The following is a 16,196-nucleotide window of genomic DNA, read 5'->3' as shown; positions in this document are numbered from 1 at the left end:
ATGAAAGTGGTAACAAAATGGGGAGGCCAGCGTGCTTTTACAGCGGTTGGGGATTCAGGCTATGAAGTCAATATGGACGCAACACCTGCATATGGAGGGGAAGGGAAAGGGTGTACGCCGACAGAAATGCTTCTGGCGTCCCTGGCTGGATGCATTGGAATAGATGTCACGATGATTCTGAAGCCTTATTTGTCATCTGTGGACAGACTCGAAATTGAAACAGATGGTACGAGAAAAGAAGAATTGCCTAAAGGGTTCACATCCATCGTCGTGACCTTCATAATCGATGGACAAGTGGACAGTAAACGAATCTGGAGAGCAATCAATCTAGGAAAAGAAAAATACTGTGCAGTTTCGGATTCTCTAAAAGCCGATATCTCGTTCCGGTTGATATTAAATGGAGAAGAGCAAACGAAAATGGGACCGCGTCAGGACGAAGTAGAACAATGATACCTATCAAAAGCACAGTAGTTAAACAACTACTGTGCTTTTATCGTTTTAAAAGAGAACCGCTAATTAAAAAAAACACTTGTAAATAGTAATGATTACGTTTTATAATGAAGCAGGCGAGAAATACTGGCAGCGATCATCGTTGCTAAATCGTAATCTTTATGATTTGGGTGAAGGAGGGAATCGTTTCAGCATTTAAATGCTAGTGCAATTCCAGACCAGTTCAGTGCAAATACTCGCGTTTGGCAGGATTTACGTAGCTAAGAGGACAGCATATCTTTACTATACATAAAGGCTGGAAGCACAAACTCATCGTTTTTAAATCGTAATGTTTTCGATTTAATAGAATGTAGGAATCATGGAGGAAACGGATGATGTCGAGAAAATATCAATCAATTATTATCTTATGTCTAACATTTTTTGTTTTGGCTGCTTGTGCTAAGGAGTCATCCAAGGAGCAAGGGAGAGGGGGGAAGGAGGTGAACTTGCTGTTTAATTTTGCGACGAGCTCGCTCGATCCCAATGTGGATACAAGTTATGTGTCCTTGCGGGCTGGCATTACGGAGACATTGGTGCATCTCAATGATAAGGATTTGACCATCGAGCCATGGCTGGCCAAAAGCTGGAGCAGCAAGGATGGTCAGTTATGGGAGTTCGAGCTTAGGGACGGAGTGACGTTTCAGAATGGAAGGAAGATGGACGGACAAGCCGTGAAGGCGTCGTTGGAGCGGGCGATGAAGGACAGCCTCGCGATCAAGAATGCCTTGCGTATTGAATCGATAACAGCGAAGGGAAATACGCTGACGATCAAGACGGAGGGGCCCTTTCCGGAGTTTCCATCGGAATTGGTCCATCCCAATACATCGATCATGGATGTAACGGAAAGCGACTTCATGAACAAGCCGATAGGGACGGGGCCATTTGCCGTCTCGAAATTCACCCCGGGCACGGCGGTTGATTTAATACGTTACGAGGCTTACTGGAATGGAGCTGCGAAGCTTGCAAAAGCAAGGTTTTCTTTTAATGAAGATGCCAACGCCCGGTCTCTTGCCCTTGAATCGGGAGATGCCGATATTGTCTTTCGGCCGGAAGTCGAAAGTCTTGAAAGTTTAGAAGCGATAGATGGTGTGAAGGTGGAATCGACCTCTACCTTCCGGGTGCATCAAATGACGATGAATCTGGAACGGAAAGCGCTGCAGGATATTAACGTCCGAAAGGCCATTGATGCTTTGATCGATCGTTCAACGATTGCGGAAACGATTTTGCATGGCCATGCAGAGGTTGCCAAAGGGCCGTTTCCATCGACGTTCTCTTTTGCTCCTGACTATCCGGAAAAAAAGAAGGGGATGGAGGCGGCAAGATCGTTTCTTGAGCAGGCAGGATATCAGGAAGTGAATGAGGTCATGCAAAAGGATGGCAAACCGCTAACGTTTACCCTTTTAACCTACAGTTCACGTGCCGATTTACCACTGATCGCACAAGTTTTTCAATCGGATGCCGGCCAATTGGGAATCGATGTCGATATCAAGCAAATAGAAATCCCGGAAGAATATATGGCCACCAACAGGGATTGGGATTTAACGACCTACAGTAATTTGACGGCTCCGCGTGGGGATGCCGGTTACTACTTGAATGCAACCTATCATCCGAATGGAGCCTTGAACTTCAGTGGGGCGGATGATGATCATCTGACGGAGATGATCGATGAGCTGAATATGACGGTCGAACAGGAAAAACGCTCGAATATCGCTGAGGATATTGCATTATACGTGGATGAACAAGTGTATAATTCATTCATTTTACACCCGAATACTCTCGTTGCTTATGACGCCGCTAAAGTGAAAAACTGGGTCACTTCCAGAAGCGAATACTACATGCTGACGAATGAACTGGATGTGAAGTGAAATGTTTGGCATTTTAGTTAGGCGATTCATTGAGGTCGTGATGTTTGTCCTTACGGTTACATTCATCTCCTTCCTGTTTGTCCGGCTTGCCCCGGGCGATCCGGTCCTATCGATACTTCAAGTGGATGATGTATCGATCACAAATGAACAGGTCAATGAGCTAAGGGAAGAATTGGGCTTCAATGAGCCGCTGCTCGTTCAGTATGGGCATTGGTTCATGAACTTCATTCACTTGGATTTCGGCCGTTCCTACCTTACGAACCAGCCTGTGATGGAGATGATCATGAGCGGTTTGCCTGCAACACTGGAGCTGGCAATCGGGGGATTGCTTGTCATGCTTATCATAGCACTTCCTTTAGGTTCTCTTGCTGCTTTGCACAGGGGGCGCTTGATCGATCAGCTAAGCCGGGCCGTTTCTTTAGTAGGTGCCGCCATACCCAGCTTTTGGCTAGGACTGCTTTTGATTGATCTTTTTGCGGTGCGCTTGGGGGCCCTTCCTACGATGGGGAGGGACGGACTCCCTTCCTTGATTCTGCCGTCCGTCACTTTGGGGCTCGCCATCACCAGCGTATACGTCCGCTTGCTGCGCTCAAGTTTGATTGATTCGCTTAGTCAGGAGTTCATCAGGGCTGCCCGATCAAGGGGGATTTCCGAAATGAGGATATTCTTTGCTCATGCATTTCGCTATAGCTTGCCTCCGGTCATTACCGTATTCGGTGTCAGCCTTGGCAGCTTAATCGGCGGTGTAGTCGTAATCGAGGTGATCTTCGCCTATCCAGGCATAGGCAAGATGGTGGTGGACTCGATCCGGTCGCGGGATTACCCGGTCATCCAAGGGTACCTATTGGTCATGGCCATCATTATATTCATGGTTAACAGTGCCGTTGATTTAACGTATCGGTATGTAAACCCTGAGCTTAGATTGAAGGAAAGGAATCAACGAAAATGGAGTTAACGATCAAAGAACCATTCAAAAGGAAAGGGAAGAAGGCCGTCATTTTTACGGTGCTGGCTTTGGTATTAGCCGTTGCGGCCTACACTTTTCTGTTCCTGAACCATGATCCGGCGCTGGTCAATCTTGGAGAAAGGCTATCGCCGTCAAGTCCGGAACATCCATTGGGCACGGATCACCTTGGGCGTGATGTATTGACGCGTCTATTGCTTGGTGCCCAGCTGACGGTTGGCTATGGGCTTGTCGCCTTATTTGCCGCGGTTATCATCGGGGTTCCATTCGGGTTGATTTCCGGGTTTAAAGGCGGTGTGATCGACCGCATCTTCATGCGCGTGGCAGATGCGTTCCTGGCGTTTCCGGATACGATCGTGGCCATCGTGCTGAGTGGCCTTTTAGGACCGGGAATCGAAAATCTGCTGTTGGCGGTCGTGGTTGTGAAATGGGTGAATTATGCCCGGCTTGTGAGGAGCACAGTGATCACCGAGCGCCAGAAGGACTATGTCATCATGGCCAAGGTCAATGGACTAAGCACCTGTAGGATCATGAAAAAACATCTATTTCCGCACATCATCGGAAACGTGCTCGTCCTTTCAAGTCTCGATTTAGGCAAGATCATCTTGCTCATATCTTCCTTATCGTATATTGGGCTTGGTGCCCAGCCGCCAGCACCGGAGTGGGGGGCGATGCTGAACGATGCCCGCCCATACTTCCAATCCAATCAGTCCCTGATGATATATCCAGGGCTCGCCATCGTATGCGTCGTTTTTTTATCGAATATACTCGGCGATTATTTCCGCGATGCATTCGATGTGAAGAAGGAGGTGGAATCATGAGCCTTTTAAAGGTGCGGCATCTACATATCATGGGCAAACAAAAACATATCATCAAAGGTCTTTCGTTTGATGTGCGTGAAGGGGAGTGGCTGGCTCTCGTCGGTCAAAGCGGCAGCGGCAAAAGCCTGACGGCTATGGCGATTGGGCGGCTGCTTGCACCCAACCTCGAGGCTCAGGGGGAAATTTGGTACGAGGGGAAGAATGTATTGACGTTATCAAAGCCAGCCATCAGGAGGCTTCGCGGAAAGCGCATAGCTTATATTTTTCAAGATTACCAAAGTTCATTCACACCGTTCCTTACCATCGGCCAGCATTTCGAAGAATATCAGCGGACACATCTTGACTTGTCCAAACAGGCGCGACGCATTCAAGCTGTCGACGCGCTCGTATCAGTGGGACTGGATGGAGATATCTACAGCAGATATCCCTTTCAATTAAGTGGCGGCCAGCTTCAGCGGGTATCGATTTCATTGGCGCTTTTGCTTAAGCCCGATTTATTGATAGCGGATGAGCCGACTACAGCCTTGGACAGTGTATCCTCTTTTAAAATTTTGGAGCTGTTATCAGGGCTCCAGGCGGTTACCGGATGTGCAATCTTGTTCATCACCCATGATTTACGTCATGTCAGGAAATATGCGGACCGCATAGGGGTGATGAAAGATGGCGTGATGATTGAAAGCGGGGATAAAAACCAGGTCCTCAATCATCCCGAGCATCCTTATACCGATAGGCTGATTCATGCATCGCCATCAGTCAGAAAAAGTGCAATAAAGCGTGAAGGAGCCTTAGGATGCGTTTATTAGACATACGAAATATCCATAAAACATACGATAGTGGAGAGGAAGTACTCAGGAACGTGAATTTTGGCATCGATAGCAAGGAATGCCTAGGCTTAATCGGGGAAAGCGGGTGCGGAAAGAGCACACTTGCGCGGTGCATCCTGGGAATTGAGCCTATTGACCAAGGCGCCATCTCATATAAGGGAACGGCGCTGCATAACAAAAGTGATCGCCTTTTAAAACCATACCGAAAAAACATTCAGGCCGTTTTGCAAAATCCTGCTTCCGGCCTGAATCCGAAACTAAAGGTAAAGGAGTCATTGATCGATCCTTTTCAGCAATTTGGGGATCAGATTGAAATGAAGCATTTTTCGTATACAAGTGAAGGTGAATTTATTTCTCAGTTATTGGAAATGGTGGAACTGCCAAAGAATTTGGCCGATCGTTATCCCCATGAGTTAAGCGGCGGACAAAAGCAACGCGTGACCATCGCCAGGGCCGTCAGCACTGAACCGAGCCTCATTATCCTGGATGAGCCTGCCTCAAGCCTGGACGTTCTCTCACAGGCGTCGGTGCTTGCATTGATGGCGGAGCTGCGTGAAAGGTTGGATATGTCTTACCTGTTCATTTCCCATGATCTCTCGGCTGTACAGGAAATGTGCCAAAGAATCATGGTGATGAAAGAAGGGGAAATCGTGGATTCCTTCAAGAAGGAGCAGCTCTTTTCTGAGAGCCGTCATCCCTATACGAAAGAATTGATTTCACTGTTTGAGTGAATAGCTTGGAACAAGTTTAGCGTGTAAATCGAAATGATTTCGTTTTTAATTTTTGAATCCAGGGAGGAAGCAAGGTGAACCATCGATCATATTTGGCTTTGGCCATTCCTCTGACCATCTCGACGATAACGACGCCCCTCCTAGGTGCGGTTGACACCGCCGTTGTGGGGCAGCTGCCCGATCCTGCCTATTTGGGCGGCGTGGCAATCGGTACAGTCGTGTTTAACACTTTATATTGGCTGTTTGGGTTTTTGCGGGTGAGCACGTCGGGATTTGCTGCACAAGCGCTTGGGGCAAACGACGAAAGGGAAGGGAAATTCGCTTTCATAAGGCCCTTCATCTTGGCCTTAGTTGTCGGGATTAGCTTCATATTGCTTCAAGGACCAATTGAACGAGTTGCTCTATCCTTGATGGATCCGGATGCAGACGTCCGCGTATTTGCCGCAGAGTATCTCGGCATCCGAATATGGGGGATTCCTTTCACCTTGATGAATTACGTCATCTTGGGATGGCTGATGGGGATGGCCAAAATCAAGGTTTCATTACTATTGCAGATGCTCATGAACCTCATGAATATACTTTTGGCTCTGGTGTTCGTCCATGTATTCGCAATGGGCGTGTCAGGTGTAGCGATAGCCACGCTGCTCTCGGAAGTGACAGCCTTTTTCGTTGGGTTATTCATTATTTGGAATGCTTTTCAGCATCGATTGGAAATGCCTTCTTTAAAAGAGATGGTCCATGCCTCATCGATTAAGAAAATGATGTCGGTGAATCGTGATTTATTCATCAGAACGCTCTGTTTGCTGACCGTTTTCAATATATTCACGGCAAAGGGCGCCTCGTATGGAACGGAGGTATTGGCTGCCAATGCCGTGCTCATCCAAATCCACTATATGATGGCATACTTTTTTGATGGGTTGGCAAACGCTTCAAGCATTTTGGTCGGGAAAGCGGTCGGTTCGGGAGATAAGCATTTATATAAGAAGACTTTGTTCCTGTCCTTGCAATGGGGAGTGATCACTTCGCTGCTGATGGCCGCCGGTTACTACCTATTCGGTGATTCCCTTCTTACGCTCTTTACACGGATCCCAGGTGTCATTGAAAGGGCACATGCTTATGGATTTTGGTTGATCCTGTTCCCGATCACAGCGAGTGTAGGAATCGTTTTCTATGGTGTTTTTACAGGGGCAACCGAGGCTGCGCCGGTTCGGAATTCGATGATTTACTCCTTGATTGCTTTTTTCGGGACGCTGTATTACTTTGTGCCGATGTATCAAAACCATGGATTATGGCTCGCCTTTACGGTCTTCAGCCTAGGGCGTTCCGTGTTTTTGGCATTGTATATACCGCAGTTAAGCAAAAAAATATTTCCTAAGAGAGGTGTTCGCCTTGAAAGCGATCAAATGGTCTAGAAACCAAGAAAAAATCATCCATACATATGTGGAGGCTTATGAAACCTTACGGAAAGAAACCGATTTATCTCCTAATAATGCAATCATCAACCGTGTATTATCCGAGCTTGTTTCGGTTGTTTCCAAACCGCTGGACCAGCACTTGGCAGCAGAAATCCTCAATCTCGATGAAATCCGATCGATACGGTGCAGCATGCTTGCTAAGCTGGCCATCGCTGAGACGTTGATGGAGGAGCATTATGCCCAATCATATGTCGGCAAGGTGAGCACCCTGGAGGATTTTCATTCCTTCCTTTATTGGGAGAACTACAAAGAACTGATCAAAACGGAAATGAAAGAATTACAGAAAGTGAAGGGAGAAATCCGTTCCTTTGCCTTTGTTGGTACGGGCCCTTTGCCTTTGAGTCCATTGCTGCTTCAGCAAGAGCTTGGAGCGAACATGACTTGCCTCGATATCGATGAACAAGCCTATTCGCTAGGCAGGCGGATCATTCAGCAGCTGGATGATGGAAAAGCGCCTTCGAATTATGTCTTGAAGGACGGTGCGCTCCATGATTATGGGGCGTGTGATTTAGTCTGGATCGCCAGTCTGGTCCCTAATAAAGCGGAAATCCTGGAGCGGATTTTTCAGACACAACCTGAAGCGATTGTTGCCATCCGATCTGTGGACGGCATTCATCAATTATTATATGAACCCGTTGATGCGACAAAGTTTCGTAATGTGAGGTGTGAAGAAGTCGGAAGAACCATTGCGGATTCTTTCATCATCAACTCAACCATTTATTACACGTTTAAACAATGACACCAAAAAACGCGTTGCTGCTATGGGCAACGCGTTTTTTTATTGAAACTAATGATATCTAACAAACTTACTTGACATTATAAACTTATTAAAATATAATTACTTACATAAAGTAACCTAACAAAAGGAGAATTCATACATGGATAAAAATACGGCAGCACAAGTTTTTTTAAGGGTGATTTTAGGTGTTACATTTTTCATTCACGGCATTGCTAAGTTTCAGGGGGGAATAGGCAACACGGCTGGTTATTTCGATAGCCTTGGCATTCCCGGCTTCCTGGCTTACATCGTGGCGGGAATCGAATTGATCGGAGGACTTGCGGTTATACTTGGTTTGGGGACACGATTCGTATCCGTCCTTTTTGCACTCATTTTACTAGGTGCGATTGTCACGGCTAAACTGCCTGCTGGCTTTCTTGGCAACGGACAAACAGCGGGCTACGAGCTCGACTTGGCATTGTTGGCCATGTCTGTCTATCTGGCGTGCGCTAACCGTACAGTTCTTTCTTTAGATCATTTTTTCAATAAAAAAGGGGGAGTGACATTATGAATGAACAATTTCATCAAAAGCCCGTTACTTTTGTCTCCGAGGTCAGTATAAATGTTATGAATTTGAATGATGCCATCATGTTTTATCAAGATATCATCGGACTTCAACTACTGAAGAAAACGGATAGGCAGGCTGTGTTAACGACGGATGGAAAAACTCCGTTGCTGACCCTAGAACAGCCCGCCGATGTGATTCCAAAGGAAGGGCGGACTTCGGGTTTGTATCACTTTGCCTTGTTGCTGCCGACCCGTGCGGATTTAGCGGTTTTCTTACGTCATTTATTGCAAACGAAATATCCGTTTGGAGCGGCAGATCATGCTGTAAGTGAAGCCTTGTACATTACCGATCCGGATGGAAATGGCATCGAAATCTACGCTGATCGTCCTTCTGTTGATTGGAAATGGGCAGCGGGCGAAGTCGCAATGGGCACGGATCCCTTGGATGGGAATGACCTGCTGGAAGAAAGCGACCGCGAATGGAGCCAATTGCCTGCAGATACGAGAATGGGACACATCCATCTCCACGTATCGGATTTACGAAAGACGGAGGAGTTTTACATGCAAGGACTCGGTTTTGCCGTCGTGAACCGATTCAAAGGGGCGCTTTTCATTTCTGCCGGGGGATATCATCATCATATCGGCTTGAACACATGGAATGGCGTCGGCGTTCCAGCTCCTAAGGAAAATAGTGTCGGCCTAAATTGGTATACGCTCGTGTTTGCAGATGAAGACGCGAGAAACAAAGTAACGGAGCAACTGAAAGCAATCGGTGCTGCAGTGACGGAAAATGGAGCAACTTACGTTGTGGCCGATCCATCAGGAAATGTGATCCATTTAGTCGTCTAAGATGGAAAGAAATAAAGCAGAAAGCAAGGGTGAGGATAATGGGTTTTTTAAGTAGGTTATTTGGAAATAAAGAAACAGCTGCAGCGGAAAATGGAAAGATGGCAAAAGTACTATTCGTGAAAGTGAACGATCGCCCCGCAGATCAGGCAATCAGCTCGAAAATGTATGACACTTTCTTAAAATCATATAAAGAGTCACACCGTACAGATGAAGTGACCGAATTGGATTTATTCAAAGAGGACCTTCCCTATTATGGCAATACAGCCATCACTGGGCTGTATAAACGCAATCAAGGGCTGGAACTGACAGCTGAAGAGGAAAAAGCGGCCAATCTGGTTGACCAATATTTAAATCAGTTCCTGGCGATGGATAAGGTGGTTTTCGCTTTCCCATTATGGAACGGAACAGCACCAGCACCGCTCATCACCTATCTCTCCTATTTGTCACAAGCCGGTAAAATGTTCAATTATACGGCGGAAGGTCCAGTTGGATATGCCGGCGATAAAAAAATCATGCTATTGAACGCCCGTGGCTCGGACTATGCCTTGGAAGGAATGGCGGCTGGCGAAATGGCTGTCAATTTGGTCAAGACTATTATCAGCTTATGGGGAATCAAAAATCCTCAAACAGTCGTCATTGAAGGTCACAACCAGTACACGGATCGGACACAAACAATCATCGGCGATGGCCTGCAAAACGTTGCAAAAGCTGCCGCAGCATTCTAATCCTAACCGAAAGGCCCCCCATTTATGGCGGGCCTTTCAGACTGCTGACAAATTCGTACAAAAGTCAGTTTGCCTTCAGTTGCACAAACCATCAATCGTCCTTGGCGGATAATAATCGACCTACACAACGGAAAATCCGTCCATTTGAGCCGATGATCCGTCCAAACGACACCAAAATCCGTCCGTTCCAGCCAATAATTCGACCTATCCAAAAAAAGGCCCTCCATATAATGGGGGCCTTTTTGGGGCAGGAATGATTCTATTTGACTTGATATTTCTTCAAGCGGTATTGGAGGCTTTGGCGGCTGATATTTAGGGTTTTGGCCGCTTGGGAGATATTCATCCCATGCTCCTTTAAGACTTTCTCCAAGTATTGCTTTTCGGTATTTGCTATATAATCATCCAGAGATAACGTTGACTCCTGTGGCTCCCGATTGGTATGGTCATCGTTTTTAGCGGCAGGTGCTTCCCCCAGATGGGCTTTTTTCTTGAATAGTGCGGGAAGGTGGTTGGGCCAGATTTTAATGTCGCCGGGTTCGAGCAAATTCATGGCACCCTCGATGATATGCTCAAGCTCCCTGACGTTACCAGGCCAGTCGTAATCATAAAAAAGGGCGTAGACCTCTTCGCTTATTCCCTCGATATTCAATTCGAATAACGCATTGAATTTTTCGATGAAGGATTGTGCAAGTAAAGGAATGTCCTCTTTCCGCTCCCGTAGAGGGGGGATGAATAATGATACGACGCTTAGGCGGTAATATAGATCTTTTCGTAAATGATCATTTGCAATGGCATCGATTGGATCTTCATTGATGGTCGCAATGACCCGTACATCGATTTTTTTATCTTTTGTATCCCCGACACGGCGAATCGTCCTTTCCTGAAGGGCCCGTAACAGCTTTGCCTGCAAATTCGGATTTAAGGAGTTGATTTCATCGAGAAGGATGGTCCCCCCTTGTGCTTGCTCGAATAATCCAGGCCTTTCAATGGAACCCGTGAAGGCTCCCTTCTTCGTTCCAAACAGGATTCCTTCAATCAGGCTATCCGGGAGGGCGGCACAATTTTGGCTAATGAAAGGATGTGTCGAACGGCTGCTGCCATTATGGATGCTTTGGGCAAAGAGTTCCTTTCCGGTTCCCGTCTCCCCGACGATGAGAATCGAGGATGTGGTCCTGGTCGAGCGCTTGCTCTTTTCTATGACCTCCAGGAAATTCTCGCTCGTTCCAATGATGCTGTCGAACGTGTATTTGGTATCTCCCTTATTCAAAATATTATCTTTAATGATTCTTTCCAGATTCGTTATATCCTTTGCGACTTCAATTGCCCCGATAATATGATGGTTCTGGTCCATTATCGGGAAGGTATTATTGATGGTCGTGATTTCCTGGCCGAGATTATTGAAGTAGGTTTGCTTCGAGTTTTCCGTTTTTTTGCCGGAATGTAAGGCGCGAATCAATGTACTCTCCGTTTCTTCCTTGAATTTAAAAATTTCATGTATCTTTTTCCCCAATACTTCATCAGATTCCATTCCTTCAATTTCAGCCATTTTCTTGTTATATACAATCGTCCGTCCTTTTGTATCAATGATATGTATCCCAATATCGATTACATCCACAAGGGAGTAGAGGATGGTTTGGAAACCTTCTATCTTTATGATTTGGTCTAAATACATGAATGCCTCCCAGTTTATTTCATATGTTAGAGCTTATTGTAGAGGAATAGAACAAAAGGTGCAATGAAAATTTGCGCAGCCAGATTATTTTGCAGCAGGGTGCAAAGATATTTTGCGAAAAAAGGTAAAAATGCTGCTTTTTCATGATGAATCAGTTTGGCACGAAATTTGCATCTAGTAAATGTATAGCTAAATGTATAGCTACATGTATAGCGGTTGAATGTGCAAAATACGAATTAGAGCAAAAAATAATGGCATCTATGACCATTTTGCCCCGAACATACTGCTTTTCATGGGATATTTCATGCAAAATATTAATTTTTTTAAAAAAATGAAAAGTTGGCACGGAAATTGCTTGTTTAATAAGCGAGAAGTAAAAATATAAATAAACTTTAGGGAGATGAGCCATAATGGTCCAACCATATAAACACGAACCATTTACTAATTTTAAACTCGAAGAAAACGATAAAGCTTTTCAAGCGGCATTGAATGAAGTAGCTAATGAGTTAGGGAAGAAATACCCGCTAATCATTAATGGTGAAAAAGTGTTTACTGATGAAGTCATTACCTCTGTAAACCCGGCCAATAAAGAAGAAGTTATCGGAGAAGTTTCCAAAGCGAATAAGGATTTGGCCGAGCAAGCCATGCAAGCGGCAGATAAGACATTCCAGACCTGGAGAAAAACGAAAGCGGAAGTCCGTGCCAATATTTTATTCAGGGCTGCAGCCATCGTTCGCAGAAGAAAACATTATTTCTCGGCGCTATTGGTCAAAGAAGCAGGAAAGCCTTGGAATGAAGCGGATGCAGATACAGCGGAAGCGATCGATTTCATGGAATATTACGCACGGCAAATGCTGAAGCTGAAAGACGGCATGCCAGTGGAAAGCCGTCCGATTGAACACAATGCATTCAATTATGTTCCGCTTGGTGTCGGTGTCATCATTTCACCTTGGAATTTCCCGTTTGCAATCATGGCAGGCATGACGACGGCGGCGCTTGTTTCAGGTAATACAGTTCTATTGAAACCAGCCAGTACAACGCCGGTCATTGCAGCTAAATTCATCGAGGTGTTGGAAGAAGCGGGCTTGCCTGCAGGAGTCGTGAACTTCATTCCAGGAAGCGGTGCCGAAGTGGGCGATTATTTAGTGGATCACCCTCGTACACGTTTCATCAGCTTTACCGGTTCACGTGATGTCGGAATCCGTATTTATGAGCGTGCGGCAAAAGTTCATGAAGGCCAAATCTGGTTGAAACGCGTCATTGCTGAAATGGGCGGTAAAGATACGATCGTTGTCGATAAAGAGGCTGATCTGGAATTGGCGGCACAATCGATTGTCGCTTCTGCATTCGGATTCTCCGGCCAGAAATGTTCGGCTTGTTCACGTACCGTCGTAGTGGAAGAAGTATATGACCAAGTCTTGAATCGTGTCATTGAATTAACGAAAGAGAAAACAGTCGGGGAGCCAACGGATGTAAACAACTTTATGGGCCCGGTCATCGATCAAGCCGCTTATGATAAAGTCATGAGCTATGTTGAAATCGGTAAAAAAGAAGGAAAAGTTGTGGCAGGCGGAGAAGGAGACAATTCAAAAGGTTTCTTCATCCAACCAACGATCATTGCCGATGTGGATGAGAATGCACGCGTCATGAAAGAGGAAATTTTCGGACCAGTCGTTGCGTTCTGTAAGGCAAAAGACTTCAATCATGCCATCGAGATTGCCAATAACACGGATTATGGCTTAACAGGCGCGGTCATCTCCAATAATATTCAACATATCGAACAGGCGCGTGAGGATTTCCACGTAGGTAACTTGTACTTCAATCGCGGCTGTACGGGAGCCATCGTTGGATACCAGCCATTTGGCGGCTTCAATATGTCAGGAACGGATTCCAAAGCGGGCGGTCCTGATTATTTAGTTCTTCACCTTCAAGGAAAAACAACATCTGAAACGCTATAAATTTTAGGGGGAATCATCATGACAACAATTACTGAAAAATTAATCGAGCAAACAGAACAATATGGTGCAAACAATTATAATCCACTTCCAATCGTCATTTCGAAGGCAGAAGGAGTTTGGGTAGAAGATCCTGAAGGCAACAAATATATGGATATGCTTAGTGCCTATTCAGCTGTGAACCAAGGCCACAGGCATCCGAAAATCATCGACGAACTAAAAAAACAAGCGGATCGCGTAACATTGACGTCCCGTGCCTTCCACAGTGATAAATTGGGCCCGTGGTATGAAATGGTTTCGCGCCTTACGCAAAAAGACATGGCGCTGCCGATGAATACGGGTGCTGAAGCTGTTGAAACGGCCATCAAAGCGGTTAGACGCTGGGGGTATGATGTTAAGGGAATCGCAGAAAACCAAGCTGAAATCATTGCTTGTATCGGGAATTTCCATGGCCGCACGATGGCTGCCGTGTCCTTGTCTTCCGATGAGGAATATAGAAGGGGCTTCGGACCGATGCTGCCTGGGATCAAGCTTATTCCTTACGGCGACCTTGATGCATTGAAAGAAGCGATTACACCGCAAACGGCTGGGTTTTTAATCGAACCGATCCAAGGTGAAGCAGGAATCATCATCCCGCCTCAAGGGTTCCTGAAAGAAGCTTATGACTTATGTAAAGAAAATAATGTATTATTCGTTTCTGATGAAATTCAATCAGGACTTGGACGTTCAGGAAAAATGTTCGCCTCTGATTGGGACGGAGTCGTTCCGGATATGTACATTTTAGGCAAGGCACTTGGCGGCGGGGTTTTCCCGATTTCTTGCGTAGCTGCAAACCGTGAAATCCTTGGTGTATTCAATCCTGGTTCACATGGTTCTACATTCGGCGGCAATCCGTTGGCATGTGCGGTATCCATCGCTTCATTGGAAGTACTCGAGGAGGAGAAGCTTGCGGAACGTTCGTTGGAGCTTGGCCAATACTTTATGGACCGCTTGAAAGAAATCAAGAATCCTATGATTAAAGATATCCGCGGCAGAGGCTTATTCATCGGAGTGGAATTAACGGAAGCTGCAAGACCTTATTGCGAGCAGCTTAAAGAAGAAAAATTACTTTGTAAAGAAACGCATGATACAGTCATCCGTTTTGCACCGCCGCTTGTGATCACGAAAGAAGATCTGGACTGGGCAATCGAACGCATCAATAAAGTTTTATCCTAATTACTATCCCTATGAGGTGAATCCATTGAGTACATCGATCAAAGAAGAAAAAGAAACTGCCAGCTTGCTAGAATCAACACAGGTCGTAATCAAGGAGGCGCTCGGTAAGCTTGGCTACTCCGAAGAAGTGTTCGAGCTATTGAAGGAACCTCTTCGTATGCTGACCGTCCGCATCCCAATTAAGATGGATGACAATACGACGAAGATATTCACCGGGTATCGGGCGCAGCATAATGATGCAGTCGGTCCGACAAAGGGCGGAATCCGTTTCCATCCCGAAGTCGATGAGGAGGAAGTCAAGGCGCTTTCCATGTGGATGAGCTTGAAATGCGGCATTGTGAATCTGCCTTATGGCGGAGGAAAAGGCGGCATCATCTGTGATCCGCGCCAAATGTCGATAGGTGAATTGGAAAGGCTTAGCCGCGGGTATGTCCGGGCGATCAGTCAGATAGTCGGGCCGACGAAAGATATTCCGGCCCCGGATGTTTATACGAATTCACAAATCATGGCATGGATGATGGATGAATACAGTAGAATAAGAGAACACGATTCTCCTGGGTTCATTACCGGCAAGCCTCTTGTCCTTGGTGGTTCACATGGAAGGGAAAAGGCCACGGCGCAGGGTGTCACGATTTGTATCGAAGAAGCGGCCAAACGTAAGGGGATTGAACTGAAGGGTGCACGGATCATCGTCCAAGGGTTCGGGAATGCTGGAAGCTTTTTAGCCAAATTCATGCATGATGCAGGCGCGAAGGTGATTGGCATTTCAGATGCATACGGGGCGATATATAATCCGGATGGCCTGGATATCAATTACCTACTTGATAAAAGGGACAGCTTTGGAACGGTTACGACACTTTTCGAAAATAAGATCACCAATCAAGAGCTTCTCGAGCAAGATTGTGATATTTTAGTGCCTGCCGCCATTTCCAACCAGATCACCAAGGAAAATGCACATCTTATCAAAGCCCAAATTGTCGTGGAGGCAGCGAATGGACCAACCACTTTGGAGGCAACCAAGATCTTGACGGAACGCAATGTGCTTCTTGTGCCGGATGTATTGGCAAGTTCAGGCGGTGTGACGGTTTCTTACTTTGAATGGGTACAAAATAACCAGGGTTACTATTGGGAAGATGAAGAAGTCCAAAGAAAATTAAAAGATCTATTGGTCAACTCATTCAACCAAGTGTATGAGATGTCCGAAACAAGGAAAGTGAATATGAGGTTGGCGGCTTACATGGTGGGAGTCAGGAAAATGGCAGAAGCCTCGATATTCCGCGGCTGGGTTTAAGCTTTGGCCAAATAATGAAGAGTGGAGGAGTGATT

15 protein-coding genes are annotated in these 16,196 nt (G+C 46.0%); 14 read left to right on the top strand and 1 reads right to left on the bottom strand.

Features of this window, described 5'->3' with window-relative positions; all coding sequences use genetic code 11:
- The 11 genes from MHI53_RS18575 to MHI53_RS18525 all read left to right on the top strand — a co-directional run bounded on the left by MHI53_RS18575 (nt 1) and on the right by MHI53_RS18525 (nt 10,028).
- Entirely contained in the window at nt 1-450 is a 450-nt protein-coding gene (locus MHI53_RS18575) for an OsmC family protein (protein ID WP_061140654.1), read from the top strand.
- A 374-nt stretch (nt 451-824) separates the two neighbouring features.
- Nucleotides 825-2,354, top strand: coding sequence for a nickel ABC transporter substrate-binding protein (gene nikA / locus MHI53_RS18570; RefSeq protein WP_340371920.1), 1,530 nt, complete (start codon nt 825-827; stop codon nt 2,352-2,354).
- 1 nt (nt 2,355) lies between these two features.
- Nucleotides 2,356-3,309 (top strand): nickel ABC transporter permease, encoded by a 954-nt coding sequence (nikB, locus tag MHI53_RS18565; protein WP_340371919.1) that lies wholly within the window; start codon nt 2,356-2,358, stop codon nt 3,307-3,309.
- Nucleotides 3,300-4,139: a nickel transporter permease gene (nikC, locus tag MHI53_RS18560; protein WP_340371918.1), complete on the top strand. Its 840-nt coding sequence runs from the start codon at nt 3,300-3,302 to the stop codon at nt 4,137-4,139. The genes nikB and nikC overlap by 10 nt, the downstream gene beginning before the upstream one ends.
- Nucleotides 4,136-4,942, top strand: coding sequence for an ABC transporter ATP-binding protein (locus tag MHI53_RS18555; RefSeq protein ID WP_340371917.1), 807 nt, complete (start codon nt 4,136-4,138; stop codon nt 4,940-4,942). The genes nikC and MHI53_RS18555 overlap by 4 nt, the downstream gene beginning before the upstream one ends.
- Nucleotides 4,930-5,694 carry a dipeptide/oligopeptide/nickel ABC transporter ATP-binding protein gene (locus MHI53_RS18550; protein ID WP_061143442.1) on the top strand — a complete coding sequence of 255 codons (765 nt, stop codon included), beginning with the start codon at nt 4,930-4,932 and terminating at the stop codon, nt 5,692-5,694. Before MHI53_RS18555 ends, MHI53_RS18550 begins: the two co-directional genes overlap by 13 nt.
- Nucleotides 5,695-5,768: 74 nt before the next feature.
- Complete coding sequence (locus MHI53_RS18545) at nt 5,769-7,106, top strand: MATE family efflux transporter (RefSeq protein ID WP_340371916.1); 1,338 nt, start codon at nt 5,769-5,771, stop codon at nt 7,104-7,106.
- A complete protein-coding gene (locus MHI53_RS18540; protein ID WP_340371915.1) occupies nt 7,084-7,908 on the top strand; it encodes a nicotianamine synthase family protein in 825 nt (274 codons plus the stop codon). The genes MHI53_RS18545 and MHI53_RS18540 overlap by 23 nt, the downstream gene beginning before the upstream one ends.
- 139 nt (nt 7,909-8,047) lie before the next feature.
- Nucleotides 8,048-8,458 carry a DoxX family protein gene (locus MHI53_RS18535; protein WP_340371914.1) on the top strand — a complete coding sequence of 137 codons (411 nt, stop codon included), beginning with the start codon at nt 8,048-8,050 and terminating at the stop codon, nt 8,456-8,458.
- On the top strand, nt 8,455-9,303 hold the full coding sequence (locus MHI53_RS18530) for a VOC family protein (RefSeq protein ID WP_340371913.1): 849 nt from the start codon (nt 8,455-8,457) through the stop codon (nt 9,301-9,303). The genes MHI53_RS18535 and MHI53_RS18530 overlap by 4 nt, the downstream gene beginning before the upstream one ends.
- 38 nt (nt 9,304-9,341) lie before the next feature.
- The gene (locus MHI53_RS18525; protein ID WP_340371912.1) at nt 9,342-10,028 is read left to right on the top strand and encodes an FMN-dependent NADH-azoreductase; all 687 of its coding nucleotides are present in this window, start codon (nt 9,342-9,344) and stop codon (nt 10,026-10,028) included.
- A gap of 259 nt (nt 10,029-10,287) precedes the next feature.
- Here the strand turns inward: MHI53_RS18525 and MHI53_RS18520 are convergent, their stop codons facing one another.
- On the bottom strand, nt 10,288-11,700 hold the full coding sequence (locus MHI53_RS18520) for a sigma 54-interacting transcriptional regulator (RefSeq protein ID WP_081092504.1): 1,413 nt from the start codon (nt 11,698-11,700) through the stop codon (nt 10,288-10,290).
- A 410-nt stretch (nt 11,701-12,110) separates the two neighbouring features.
- On the opposite strand from MHI53_RS18520, the gene pruA reads away from it, so the two are divergent.
- From pruA to MHI53_RS18505, 3 genes are read left to right on the top strand one after another with little or no spacing between them, the layout of a single operon-like run.
- Nucleotides 12,111-13,658, top strand: a complete 1,548-nt coding sequence (pruA, locus tag MHI53_RS18515) for an L-glutamate gamma-semialdehyde dehydrogenase (protein ID WP_061143434.1) — start codon at nt 12,111-12,113, stop codon at nt 13,656-13,658.
- 18 nt (nt 13,659-13,676) lie between these two features.
- Nucleotides 13,677-14,870, top strand: coding sequence for an ornithine--oxo-acid transaminase (locus MHI53_RS18510; RefSeq protein WP_340371911.1), 1,194 nt, complete (start codon nt 13,677-13,679; stop codon nt 14,868-14,870).
- Nucleotides 14,871-14,886: 16 nt separating this feature from the next.
- Nucleotides 14,887-16,161 carry a Glu/Leu/Phe/Val dehydrogenase gene (locus tag MHI53_RS18505; protein ID WP_061143432.1) on the top strand — a complete coding sequence of 425 codons (1,275 nt, stop codon included), beginning with the start codon at nt 14,887-14,889 and terminating at the stop codon, nt 16,159-16,161.
- The last annotated feature ends 35 nt before the right edge of the window (nt 16,162-16,196 follow it).

This window comes from Peribacillus sp. FSL E2-0218 (assembly GCF_037992945.1).
In the GTDB taxonomy this organism is placed as follows: Bacteria; Bacillota; Bacilli; order Bacillales; family DSM-1321; genus Peribacillus; species Peribacillus simplex_B.
The sequence above is the reverse complement of the archived record's forward strand: the minus strand, read 5'-3'. Positions and strand labels throughout refer to the sequence as shown.

Coding starts and splice junctions, on each gene's coding strand:
- MHI53_RS18575 (WP_061140654.1), top strand. CDS start 1: ATGAAAGTGGTAACAAAATGGGGAGGCCAGCGTGCTTTTACAGCGGTT.
- nikA (WP_340371920.1), top strand. CDS start 825: ATGTCGAGAAAATATCAATCAATTATTATCTTATGTCTAACATTTTTT.
- nikB (WP_340371919.1), top strand. CDS start 2,356: ATGTTTGGCATTTTAGTTAGGCGATTCATTGAGGTCGTGATGTTTGTC.
- nikC (WP_340371918.1), top strand. CDS start 3,300: ATGGAGTTAACGATCAAAGAACCATTCAAAAGGAAAGGGAAGAAGGCC.
- MHI53_RS18555 (WP_340371917.1), top strand. CDS start 4,136: ATGAGCCTTTTAAAGGTGCGGCATCTACATATCATGGGCAAACAAAAA.
- MHI53_RS18550 (WP_061143442.1), top strand. CDS start 4,930: ATGCGTTTATTAGACATACGAAATATCCATAAAACATACGATAGTGGA.
- MHI53_RS18535 (WP_340371914.1), top strand. CDS start 8,048: ATGGATAAAAATACGGCAGCACAAGTTTTTTTAAGGGTGATTTTAGGT.
- MHI53_RS18530 (WP_340371913.1), top strand. CDS start 8,455: ATGAATGAACAATTTCATCAAAAGCCCGTTACTTTTGTCTCCGAGGTC.
- MHI53_RS18525 (WP_340371912.1), top strand. CDS start 9,342: ATGGGTTTTTTAAGTAGGTTATTTGGAAATAAAGAAACAGCTGCAGCG.
- MHI53_RS18520 (WP_081092504.1), bottom strand. CDS start 11,700: ATGTATTTAGACCAAATCATAAAGATAGAAGGTTTCCAAACCATCCTC.
- pruA (WP_061143434.1), top strand. CDS start 12,111: ATGGTCCAACCATATAAACACGAACCATTTACTAATTTTAAACTCGAA.
- MHI53_RS18510 (WP_340371911.1), top strand. CDS start 13,677: ATGACAACAATTACTGAAAAATTAATCGAGCAAACAGAACAATATGGT.